At 44.9% G+C, this 11745-nt stretch carries 12 protein-coding genes and 1 tRNA gene; 7 read left to right on the top strand and 6 right to left on the bottom strand.

Going from position 1 to position 11745, the window contains the following annotated elements:
* Positions 1-81 precede the first annotated feature (81 nt).
* From ABUE20_RS12620 to ABUE20_RS12610, 3 genes are all read left to right on the top strand, one after another.
* The gene (locus ABUE20_RS12620) at positions 82-1812 is read left to right on the top strand and encodes a bifunctional diguanylate cyclase/phosphodiesterase (RefSeq protein WP_408620299.1); all 1731 of its coding nucleotides are present in this window, start codon (positions 82-84) and stop codon (positions 1810-1812) included.
* 238 nt (positions 1813-2050) lie between these two features.
* A complete protein-coding gene (locus ABUE20_RS12615; protein WP_408620297.1) occupies positions 2051-2527 on the top strand; it encodes a methyltransferase family protein in 477 nt (158 codons plus the stop codon).
* A gap of 76 nt (positions 2528-2603) precedes the next feature.
* Positions 2604-3080 (top strand): GNAT family N-acetyltransferase, encoded by a 477-nt coding sequence (locus tag ABUE20_RS12610; protein ID WP_408620296.1) that lies wholly within the window; start codon positions 2604-2606, stop codon positions 3078-3080.
* Positions 3081-3201: 121 nt separating this feature from the next.
* Here ABUE20_RS12610 and ABUE20_RS12605 read toward each other — a convergent pair whose 3' ends face one another.
* The 3 genes from ABUE20_RS12605 to ABUE20_RS12595 form a co-directional block, all read right to left on the bottom strand.
* Positions 3202-3798, bottom strand: coding sequence for a HutD/Ves family protein (locus tag ABUE20_RS12605; protein WP_408620295.1), 597 nt, complete (start codon positions 3796-3798; stop codon positions 3202-3204).
* Positions 3799-3928: 130 nt separating this feature from the next.
* Complete coding sequence (locus ABUE20_RS12600; RefSeq protein WP_408620294.1) at positions 3929-4912, bottom strand: glutathione S-transferase family protein; 984 nt, start codon at positions 4910-4912, stop codon at positions 3929-3931.
* A 47-nt stretch (positions 4913-4959) separates the two neighbouring features.
* Complete coding sequence (locus ABUE20_RS12595) at positions 4960-5793, bottom strand: pirin family protein (protein ID WP_408620293.1); 834 nt, start codon at positions 5791-5793, stop codon at positions 4960-4962.
* A gap of 114 nt (positions 5794-5907) precedes the next feature.
* Between ABUE20_RS12595 and ABUE20_RS12590 the strand changes: the two genes are divergently transcribed.
* A complete protein-coding gene (locus ABUE20_RS12590; RefSeq protein ID WP_408620292.1) occupies positions 5908-6855 on the top strand; it encodes a LysR family transcriptional regulator in 948 nt (315 codons plus the stop codon).
* Positions 6856-6913: 58 nt separating this feature from the next.
* Here the strand turns inward: ABUE20_RS12590 and ABUE20_RS12585 are convergent.
* Positions 6914-6997 (bottom strand) — tRNA-Tyr (locus ABUE20_RS12585).
* 172 nt (positions 6998-7169) lie between these two features.
* Here ABUE20_RS12585 and ABUE20_RS12580 point away from each other — a divergent pair.
* Positions 7170-7709, top strand: a complete 540-nt coding sequence (locus ABUE20_RS12580; RefSeq protein ID WP_408620291.1) for a VC2046/SO_2500 family protein — start codon at positions 7170-7172, stop codon at positions 7707-7709.
* A gap of 30 nt (positions 7710-7739) precedes the next feature.
* On the opposite strand, the gene purU is transcribed toward ABUE20_RS12580, so the two are convergent.
* Both purU and ABUE20_RS12570 read right to left on the bottom strand, forming a co-directional pair.
* Positions 7740-8576: a formyltetrahydrofolate deformylase gene (gene purU, locus ABUE20_RS12575; protein ID WP_408620290.1), complete on the bottom strand. Its 837-nt coding sequence runs from the start codon at positions 8574-8576 to the stop codon at positions 7740-7742.
* A gap of 18 nt (positions 8577-8594) precedes the next feature.
* Positions 8595-9059, bottom strand: coding sequence for a YchJ family protein (locus ABUE20_RS12570; protein WP_408620289.1), 465 nt, complete (start codon positions 9057-9059; stop codon positions 8595-8597).
* 215 nt (positions 9060-9274) lie between these two features.
* Between ABUE20_RS12570 and ABUE20_RS12565 the strand changes: the two genes are divergently transcribed.
* Both ABUE20_RS12565 and cls read left to right on the top strand, forming a co-directional pair.
* Positions 9275-10132 (top strand): aldo/keto reductase, encoded by an 858-nt coding sequence (locus tag ABUE20_RS12565; protein WP_408620288.1) that lies wholly within the window; start codon positions 9275-9277, stop codon positions 10130-10132.
* Positions 10133-10229: 97 nt separating this feature from the next.
* On the top strand, positions 10230-11711 hold the full coding sequence (gene cls, locus ABUE20_RS12560; protein ID WP_408620287.1) for a cardiolipin synthase: 1482 nt from the start codon (positions 10230-10232) through the stop codon (positions 11709-11711).
* The last annotated feature ends 34 nt before the right edge of the window (positions 11712-11745 follow it).

The raw sequence follows: 11745 nt of genomic DNA, 5'->3' as shown, positions 1-11745 counted from the left end.
CTCCCTCAGAATGTCATCATTTCGTCACTGAATTTTGCTAATGATAGCAGCATTCTGCATTTATTCAGGGAGGTTATGGGAATGTCTTATACCGGCGAAATGGTATCGATCGCTCATATTATTCGTAAGCAAAAAATAACGATCTTATTTCAACCGATATGGGATCATTTCAAACAACAGGTATTAGGCTACGAAGCGTTAAGCAGGGGCCCGAGCAATAGTCCATACCATTTAGCCGTTCCTTTGTTCGAAAATGCAGACAAACAAGGTGTGGGTTGTGAATTGGAATGGCTATGTGCAGAGCTTGCGGTGCAGCGAGCCAACCAGATAGAACTCACTGGGAAGTTATTTATCAATCTGTCACCTCAGGCACTGTTTCAGGATATCCCGGGGAGTTATGCCCGTTTAAAGGAATGGCAGCGGGATCGACCATTGGTGATTGAATTAACTGAAAATACGCCGTTCTCCCTGAATGAAGAAAAGCAACAGTTACTGGCTAAATTACGGCGATTGCAGATAGAAATTGCCATCGATGATTTTGGTAGTGGTTATGCCGGGTTACAAACACTGCTTGAGGTTGAACCTGATTATGTCAAGTTGGATGGTTTTTTTGCAGATACCTTGCTAAAGCATCCGCATACGATGACTCTTATCGAATTAGTGGTGGGCGTTGCCGATCATTTAAATGCGGTTTTGATCGCTGAAAAAATTGAGGATCAGGAGCAACTGGAGCAGTTTGCCGGACTCAATATCCATTTGTATCAAGGCTTTTTAATCCAAAAACCTGCTATCTATCCGCAATCTTTAACCCATATGCTTGATTTGGCCTATCCCTCCAATGAAGAGCCTTATACCGCTGCCTCATTATTGCATTCAGTGCCTTCCGTTTTACCGTCATTATCATCTCATGAATTATTACAGCAGATGCGTCATGACAAGCATATGACTTATGTCGCGGTGACTAATGAGCAAGGGACTGTGTTAGGCATTGTTCGTCGGGAAGAACTATTAGAATTGCATTCCGGTCCGTTTGGACATTCATTACACCAGCGAACGACCGTTGCTGATTTGATGGATGACGCGCCGATTGTGGTGGAAAGTTATCTGCCGTTATCGGAAATTGGTCGACGGTTGAGTCACTCTGATGCAACGGGGCTGGACAGTGCGTTTGTGATCATCCGGCAAGGTATTTATCAGGGATTAGGTTATGCTCTGGAGTTGATGCGACGACTATCAGACTACAAACTTCAGTTAGCCCGATATGCGAATCCATTGACCATGCTGCCGGGCAATGTGCCATTACATCGAACATTACAGACTTTGATGAATGGTCAAGAAGGCTTCGAGGTGGCTTATTTTGATCTGAATAATTTTAAGCCATTCAATGATTGTTGTGGGTATGAACGAGGCGATCAGATGATCCGATTGGTGGCACAACTACTCACACAATATTTGCGGCCTTATGCTCGGTTTATTGGTCATTTAGGGGGAGATGATTTCATCGTTATTTTTTGTAACACCCAGGATTGGTATAAAGCCGTCAAGCAAATACAGAAGACTTTTTCCGAGCGTAGCCGAGCTTTATATCGACATCAGGATATCTTACATGGGGGAATTGTCAGCCAGGATCGAAATGGTGAGGAGAAATTTTTTCCATTAACGCAATTGGCTTGTGGGGTGACTTGCTGGAATAGTTATCTCGGGCCTTCATTAGAAAAATTAAGTGAAATAGCCAGCTATGCTAAAAAGCAGGCTAAGGCTGCTCAGGATCATTATTTTTATTATGAACTGAAATTGTCGCAACTGATTTAGAGAACGATGTTGAATTAGGACTGTCTTTACCAATAACTGGGTGATTTATATCCAGTTATTTATCTATATGATAGTTATAATTTGATCTGTGATTCTTTTTTAGAATCCGTTGCTGCGAGTAACTTGATCTACGTATTAAATTTTAGCTTTTGAATGGGCTCAGCGTCATTGCTCGATAGAGACTCCGCTATACTGGAATAACATCAGGTTATCATTTTTGCTCAAATAGGAGCTGTCGATGGCCACTTCTAGAATACAGAGTTATGGTCGAACAATCGTATTGATTCCGCCTGTCTATGTGGGTTTGAGTTTAGTTTTTACCGCGATTTTATATGTGGGGTTCCCCACTCATTCACTCTGGTTTTTCCCCGCTAATTTAGTGGTTAGTTTATTTTTAATTACATTAGGTTTGTCATTTGTGGGGATGGCCTTTTTTCAGTTTAAGAAACAAAGCACGACTAAAAGTTTTCGCCGTTCCAGTGCCTTAGTGACTGATGGTTGCTATCGATTAACCCGCAATCCTATGTATTTAGGACTCACGCTCATCTTATTGGGTATTTCGGCTGGATTAGGTCAGCCGTTGACATTGTTGTCTCCCTTATTCTTCTTTTGCGTCATGAATTGGATGTTTATTCCCTATGAAGAGGAAAAAATGAGTTATGAGCAAGGACGAGCCTATCTGAATTATCGCAATCGGGTCAGACGTTGGCTTTAAAACGGAGGCTGATAAGTCGTCCTCTTTGGTGATGACATGTATTGAATGATAGGGCAAAAGCCCAAGGAGACCGAAAATGATTCGGGAGATGACAAGAGCTGATTTTGAAATTTTCTGGCCGACATTTCAGGCCATTATTCAGGCACAGGAAACGTATCCTTATCCACCTTCATTAACATTTGAACAGGCTTATCAGTTGTGGTGTGAACAGCCTCAGAAAACATTGGTCGTTGAGGAATCCGGACAAATTCTCGGTTCTTATATGATTCAACCGGATGCAATGGGTCCCGGTGATCATATTTGTAATTGCAGTTATATTTGCCAGTCTGCTGAGGGAGCGCGCATTGCAACTTTGATGTGTGAACATTCGATGGAGATGGCTCGGGAATTAGGGTATATCGCCATGCTATTTCGCTCGGTTGTGTCGACAAATGAGGTGGCAATTCAATTGTGGCAGACATTAGGATTTCGCATTGTGGGGACTATTCCTAAGGGATACCGTCATGGTCGTCTAGGATTGGTTGATAGTTATATTATGTTTAAATCGCTCTAATGAGGCTTGGAATGTATGGGGTCTGCACCGGAATTTTCATAATGTCCACAGAGAGGGATTCAAACGTGCCCTGAAGTTGTTTCTGGTGTTACAGAACACGTCGCTATACATTGATGGGGCCCTAGGATACCCTCCGGCGAATCATAATGATCCCCACAACACTCGCATGGTTACATTCGATGAACTGTAGTTTCTCAGGGACCGACGATGGGGTTATCTTTAGCAGTTCCCATTCTGACAAATGATAAATATGCTGGCGTGTGCGGACATGTGAAGTTTGCCTGCCACTGATGATAAAACAGGTGGTATGGGGTGCAATGGTGAGTGGTTGTGGTGAAGGGGTCATCCAGTCTACAGAGACCTGAAATGGATCTCGGTAGATGACATTGAAATCACGGAGTTCTGGGCCGGTTAAGGTGCAATAAGTTTGAGCCTCACCTGCAAACTGAAACGATTGAAATGCCGATAGCTCAGGACTTTGGATCCCATCGACGTTCAGATACATTCCCCCGCCACTTAAGATGGATATATTGCGCTGGTAGCCATTAAAGAATGAGAAATCTCCTGATTGTTTCACTTCCGCAATCGATAGTCGCCAAAGAAAAGCTTCCGGATCAGAGGGCTCGGATAGTTTATCTATTTCATAGGTAAAGCCCTGACCATTTTTCCAGGGCACTTTCTGAAAATCTTGCTGATGAATAACGTGATAATCGCTCATGATTATGAGAGTTTGGTGTCAAAGTAAGAACCGTATCACTAAACGTATGAAAGTTGAATCTATCGTTCATGGCGTCTCCTGCCTTCGACGTATGACTCGCCGGTTCAGTTTGTACTCGATAGGCATGATGTTATGGACCGATCTGCTCTCTGTTATGAGCGGAACATAGGTCTTGAATCGGACCCAGCGGGACAATTTGGGTCGGATTGATCAGGGTATGACTTTGATAATAATGCCCCTTGATGTGATCAAAATCGATGGTGTCAGCAATGCCATCGAACTGATAGAGCTCTTTCATATATTGATATAGATTCGGATAATCTCTAATCAGACGTAGATTGCATTTAAAGTGACTGTAGTAAACCGGATCAAAACGGATCAAGGTGGTAAAAAGGCGCCAATCAGCTTCGGTTAAAGTATTCCCCAACAGGTAACGGTGCGTTGCCAATCGATTTTCCAACTCATCGAGGGTGGTAAATAGTGGTATTACAGCTTCTTCATAAGCGGATTGGGTGGTTGCAAATCCAGCTTTATACACGCCGTTATTCACGTCATGATAAATACGGGTATTGAGTTGATCGATAGACTCCCGTAATTCAGGCGGGTAATAATCGCCGGGTTTTGCACCCAAATGATCGAATGCGCTGTTAAGCATTCGGATAATATCGGCTGATTCATTCGAGACGATCGTTTGCTGCTGTTTATCCCATAAAACCGGGACTGTCACCCGGCCACTGTAGTCGGGATCTGCTTTCAGATACAGTTGATATAGATAATCGAGTTGATAAAGTGGGTCCTGAGTGGCCCCTGGGGCCGCTTGAAACGTCCAGCCATGTTCACCCATATGCCAGTGGACGACCGAGACATCGATCAAGGATTCAAGACCTTTTAAAGTCCGGAAAATTAAGGCTCGGTTGGCCCAGGGACAGGCAAGTGAAACGTAAAGGTGGTAGCGCCCGGCCTCGGCTTTAAAACCGGAGTTTCCGGTGCTCCCTGCGCGGCCATCAGGGGTGATCCAGTGGCGAAATTGAGATTCACTGCGCTGAAACCGGCCCTGATTTTCTACGGTGTTATACCACTGGTCCTGCCATTGGCCATGAATAAGACGTCCCATGCTTTTCCCCTTTGATCTGTTTATTTTGATAGTGGTGTGGCTCGTGCTTAAAAACGATGGTTTTGAAAGTCGTCAAAGGCCTGTAATACTTGCTCCCGGGTATTCATGACGAAGGGGCCTCCCCAGGCAATAGGTTCTCGTATCGAGCGTCCCGTAATCAACAAGATGCGGCTGGGTTGAGTTGCATGAAGCGTTATGGAATCACCTTCACCCAGAACCGCCAATTGATAAGCTTGAATGGGGGAGGTCTCTGGCGATAAGCGAACGCTGCCATTGATCGTATAAATAAATCCGGATTGATCCGCTGCGATGGGCCATTGCATCTGAGCTCCGGCGACCAAACTGATATCAAAGTAACTCACCTGAGTGTCTGCCGTTTGGATTGGCCCGATAGTTTGATGCGGGGTTTGTCCGGCAATTACGCGAATACAGTTCCCTTGAGGATCGGTTTCTTGGGGAATTTGAGCGGCAGAATATTCCTGATAGCGAGGAGCGACCATTTTATCTTTAGCTGGTAAATTGACCCATAATTGAAATCCCTTTAGTAACCCTTGCTGCTGTTCTGGCATTTCTGAGTGGATGATGCCTCGTCCGGCGGTCATCCATTGGATCCCACCTTCCTCAATCACGCCTTCATGACCATGATTGTCTTTGTGGCGCAGCCGTCCGTTCAGAATATAGGTGACGGTTTCAAAGCCTCGATGGGGGTGACTTGGAAAGCCGGCGATGTAATCATCTGGTTGATCCGATTCGAAACAATCCAGCATTAAAAATGGATCGATATGGCCTAATTGGGATGTTCCAATCATTCGGGTGAGTTTGACGCCGGCACCGTCGCTGGTCGCAACCCCAGTCACCAGACGTTGAATTTGTCGTTGCATTGGCTTGATCCTTTTACTGACGATATTGATATAGTTTATCGTTCTATTTTTTGTAATAAACTGAGTATTCGTGAATTATCTGTTGCTTTATTAGCAACAATTAAGTGAGGCGTTATGGGGCAGTTAGAGCAGATGCGAGTGTTTGTCCGAATTGTTGAAGCTGGAGGGATCACCCGAGCCGCTCAGCAACTGAATATGGCCAAATCAATGGTAAGCCGCCGGCTTTCGCAATTGGAAGAACAGCTGGGAACGGCATTGCTGCATCGGACGACTCGTCGGCTTACTTTGACGGATGCTGGTCAGCAGTACTATCAGCGGAGCATTGGGATTATTGATGAAATTGATGAGCTCAATCAAAATACGCGTCGCTCTCGGAGTCAGATTGCCGGGCCGATTCATCTGGCTGCACCACTCACGTTCGGTACCATGCATTTAAGCCCGGCGGTTGATGAGTTCTTACAGATGTATCCAGAGATCCGATTGCAGATTAGTTTATCGGATAGCCGGCATCAACTGGTTGAGCAGGGGATTGATTTAGCGTTGCGGATTGCACATCTGGATGATTCGAGTTTACGAGCTCGACGCTTGACGGATATTCGTTTTGTTGCATGTGCTGCACCGACTTATCTGGAGAAATTTGGATGTCCGAAACGGTTGTCACAACTCAAAGAACACCGGATCTTGCACTATAGTTTGCGTCCGAATATGAGCTGGTCGTTTTATCAGCACGGTGAACCGGTTTTAATCCGTTATCATCCGTATCTGAGCGCTGACAATGGTGAAATACTGCGAAATTTAGCGATTGCTGGGCAGGGAATCGCTGTCATTCCGACATTTATTGGTTGGCAGTCGATTATCAATGGGCAGCTGGAGATTGTGCTAGGTGATTACGAATTAGAAAAATTAAGCGCTTGGCTGGTGTATCCAAATGCGCATTATCAGCCGCAACGGTTGCGAACTTTCATTGACTTTCTGGTGCAACGATTTGCTGATTGTCCCTATTGGGATCAGGCGTTAGTGGATTATTTACAAAATAAACCAGCGCCGAAAATGTGTAATTGAATTTGAATCTGACGTTTAACACAAAAAAAACACCCTGACGGTGGTTTTTTGAGAAAAATGGTGGAGGGGGACGGATTCGAACCATCGAAGCTTTCGCGGCAGATTTACAGTCTGCTCCCTTTGGCCGCTCGGGAACCCCTCCAGATGTTGGCGAATATTACCCATCACTTCCGGCCTTGTAAACTCTAAATCGGCAAAAAATACTGATTCGGCCAGAGATTGAATAAATTATAGACAAATCAGATGGGTTGCCGATTGTGTTGAAGTTTTTTTAAGGCCAGCCGATAGCTCTGTTAATTACAGAGGAGAATTTCATGCTGAGTGAGTCAATTCGGCAGGCCGTTTGTTGTGATGAGCTGCAGCTAGCCCAGACGCTGAATCATTGTGTTGAGAAGGGGCAACAGGCTAAATTTAACTTGTTGTTGAGCCTGCTCAGCCCGGATGTTTGTGATCAGCCTCAGTTTGACTTTCGCCCGGAGTCTCCAGAAAAAGAGACCGTGGATTGGCGGCATTATTTTCAGCTGCCAAAGCCTCAGCCTCTCTATAGCGCCGATCCCGTTTTGGAACAAGTGCAATTGCAGCGTTGGAATACATCCGTTCAGCATGGATATTTGCGAGGCGTGCAGTTAGAACAGATGTTGGAAAACGTCGCATTGTGCCCTTGTCAGCAAACACTTAACATTGAAATATTAAACAATATGTCGTTATTAGAGCGGTTGAAGTATGAAGAACGTCGAGGGCATCTGACGGCTTCGGAACCGGATGAGAATACGGTTCAACCTGCAGCTATGGTTGGCGTCTTGAATGATTTTGACTATCAGCAACCGGTGACGCTACATTCCCGAGGGGGGTAGTGAGCACCGTTGCTTGATAATTAAAATAAATTAACGGAAGACAATGGTCCGATTGCCGGTGACGAAGACTTTTTCATCCATCACGAAGCGCAATGCTCGGCTGAGGACATATTTTTCAACATCCCGTCCGGCGCTGGCCATCCGGTCTGCATCATAGGTGTGATCCGTATGGATCACATCTTGTTCGATAATTGGGCCTTCATCTAAGTTATTGGTTACAAAATGAGCTGTCGCCCCAATCATCTTAACCCCGCGATCAAAAGCTTGTTGATAAGGCCGCGCGCCAATAAAGGCCGGTAAAAATGAATGATGAATATTAATAATTCGATAAGGATATTCAGCAACCAGCTCTGGTGTCAGAATCCGCATATATTTGGCTAATACGACATAATCCGGAGCGTATTCCCGAATTTGTGCCGCAATCAGTTTTTCATGTTCGGAACGGTTTAAACCTTCATGGCTGATGTGATGGAAAGGCAAATTAAATTTTTCAGTTAAATCTTTTAATGTGTCGTAATTCCCAATAACGGCTGCAATTTCGACATGCAGGTCACCATAAAAAGATTTCATCAATATATCACCCAGACAGTGTGCTTCTTTGGTGACTAAAATGACAATTCGTTTGCGCTCTTGAGAACTTAGACGGTATGAGCCGCCGGCAGGAAGTAGCGCCTGTAACTGACTTTCAAATGCCTCTGCATTGAAATCCCCGGAAAATTCTGTACGCATAAAAAAGCGATTATGGGCATGATCGACGAACTCATTATTTTTAATAATATTGAGTTGATGTTCCGAACATAATGACGTGATATTGGCAATTAAGCCTTTTTCATCAGGGCAATCAGTTAATAGAATTTTGTGTTGCATGAAAGTCTCTTAATTATTTTATATGGGTCTTTTTAGACAACATTGCTTAAATTTTTTGCCACTACCGCATGGGCATAACGCATTGCGCCCTATCGTCGGTGGGTTCATGAGGCCATCGGTATAAAGCCATAGCCCTTGTTCTTTTACGAAGTTAGAGCGTTCATGCATCAGCGCAAGTTGTCCATCAGAACGCTGATACCAAGCCTTAAATTCAACCAGACCAGTGTCGCCAGCCGGAGCAATTCCGTGAAAGACGATCGCCAGTTTTTTCCACTGTGTATCCTGTCGGTTCAATTCTTCGATGGTGAGTAGACCCCGAAAATCGGGATGATGCGTTTTCCAGAGGTATTCGCCTAATCCCAGAACAAAAGCACTATACCTTGAACGCATCAATGCTAACGGCGTCGGTGCAGGTGTTCCTGAATGATAAATTTCACAACATTCATGATATGGGCGGTGACTATGGCAATAACACTCTGGCATAAATTTAACAATACTCTCAAATCAGGGCCTTAATGTAGCGATTTTTACTACAAATTCAATAACGACTCTGACAGTGATTAGTTATTTTAAGGCAACGGTGTGGGATCCCTCCGAGATTAATCGTAAGAATATGACTAAAATTTGACTGTTTTGCTACTATTTTAAAGGTGATAATCGCCGGATCTACCACAAGCAGCTGTGCTGAGGAGGGTATAGTGTCGATTATAAAAACAGTATCGTTAAAAGATGGAACTGAGTTGCCTGTATTGGGACAGGGAACATGGTTACTTGGTGATGAGCCTGGGCGCTTCAATCAGGAAATTGACACTTTACATCGAGGCATTGAACTGGGTCTGTCGCTCATCGATACGGCTGAAATGTATGGGGATGGTCGCAGTGAAGTGCTGGTCGGGGAAGCGATTAGAGATTGTCGAGAGCAGGTGTTTTTGGTCTCCAAGGTGTTACCGAACAATGCGGCGGGAGCCCCTTTGGCCGACGCTTGTGAGCGATCTTTAGAACGATTGAAAACCAATTACTTAGATCTTTATTTACTTCATTGGCGAGGGGGAATCCCCTTGCAACAGACGATTGAAGGGATGGAACAGTTACGCCGGAATGGGCAGATCCGTCGTTGGGGGGTGTCGAATTTTGATACCTGTGATATGGATGAACTACTCAAATGTGAAGGTGGAGAACATTGTCAGGTCAATCAGGTTCTTTATCATCTTGCTTCCCGGGGAACGGAGTTTGATTTACAACCCTTTTTAGCTCGTCATCAGGTAACGATGATGGCTCATGCACCATTGGCTCAGGCTGGACGGTTGTGTCGGGAGTTACTCGGGTGCCATGATTTACGGCAGATCGCCGATGAACATGAGGCTGATCCATTTCAAATTATGCTCGCTTGGTGTATTCGTCAGCATCATGTGATGGCTATTCCTAAGGCCTCGACGATCGCTCATGTTGAAAGCAATGCTCGAGCGGCCCAAATTGAGTTAACAGAACAGGATTTGCAGCGCTTGGATCTAATCTTTCCTGAGCCGGATCATAAACTACCGCTTGATTTTATTTGAGTGTAGAAGTTGTTCCGCTTTGTAACGGGCTTCAGTATGATAACCATATTGTCTAATGAAGTTTGACTGTTGAGCAGTTGTATTGGTTCGGGGGAGCATGGGCGAAGCTAGTGTTTGGGATCATCTTACCTTAACGACCACGATTTCCCGGATTGTGGCTATTTTTTATACGTTATTGCTGTTTGCAGTGGCGTTACGTGTGATTATGCGGCGTCGGGATATCGGTTTTTCTTTGGCCTGGCTGGCATTGATTATGGGCATTCCGCTAGCTGGATTAGTGCTTTATGGTTTGTTTGGTGAACTAAAACTGGGAAATCGTCGGGCTGAGCAGAGCCGATTGATGTATCGGCCTTATAAATCGTGGTTGAATGCTAAAACGACTCAAAGTAATCCTGAAGCCACTTCTTTAGCGGCTCCTATTGCCAATCTGGTGCGTTTTCGAACCGGCATGCCCTATCAGCAGGGCAATGACTTACAGTTATTGACGACCCCGGAACAGATCTTAGGTCGCATTGTGGATGATATTGCCGCCGCTCAGCATGAATGTTTGTTTGAATTTTATATCTGGTTTAATGGCGGTCTGGTAGACAAAATTAATCAAGCCCTGCTTGATGCCCGTGCTCGCGGGGTGGAATGCCGTATTTTGCTGGATTCAGTTGGGAGCCATGAATTTTTACGTAGTGATTGGGCTCGCCGTTTAAAGATTGCAGGTGTTCGTTTAGTGGAAGTTTTGCCCGTAGGTACGTTTCGAATGCTGTTTCAGCGTTTAGACCTGCGGATGCACCGCAAGCTAGTGGTCATTGATCAACGTGTTGGGTATACCGGATCGATGAATATGGTTGATCCACATTATTTTAAACAGGATGCTGGAGTGGGTCAGTGGGTGGATGTGATGGTCCGGCTAAAAGGCCCGACAGTGCGTTCGATGTGGATGACTTTAGTTTGGGATTGGGAAATGGAAACGTCTGAGCGACTACTGGATCCAACCCATATTATGTCTGTTCCCCAAGAGGCAGAGATCCATGAACGTCAAAGCTGGGCACAGCTTATTCCATCCGGGCCTAAATTTAGTGACGATATGATCCCGCAGGTCTTGCTACAGGCAATTTATAGTGCCCGCCATGATATCTGCTTAACAACACCTTACTTTGTTCCGGATGAAAGTTTGGCGGCCGCCCTGAAAGCTGTTGCGGAGCGGGGCGTTCAGGTTGAGATTATCGTTCCTGAGCAAAATGACTCAGTGATGGTGAAATATGCCAGTCGGGCTTTTATGGATGATCTGATTCAGGCAGGTGTTGTGATCCGACAGTTTTCAGGAGGATTGCTTCATACTAAAAGCGTGTTGATTGATAAAAAATTGGTATTGATTGGCACGGTGAATCTGGATCGACGTAGTTTTTGGCTGAATTTCGAAGTCACGCTGCTGGTGGACGACCAGCGTTTTACTCAAAAATTGACGGCGCTGCATGAACAGTATCGTCAACAAGCAGAAGAGATCGTATTAAATCGTTGGCGACATCGCCCGTTTAAAGAGCGAATTTTAGAAAATATTTTTTATCTGTTGAGCCCTCTACTTTAAGCCTTGGAACGTTATCAATATCTTTTTATCAGGT

Source organism: Celerinatantimonas marina (assembly GCF_046054165.1).
In the GTDB taxonomy this organism is placed as follows: Bacteria; Pseudomonadota; Gammaproteobacteria; order Enterobacterales; family Celerinatantimonadaceae; genus Celerinatantimonas.
Note: the sequence above shows the minus strand (reverse complement) of the source record. Positions and strands in the feature narration are given on the sequence as shown.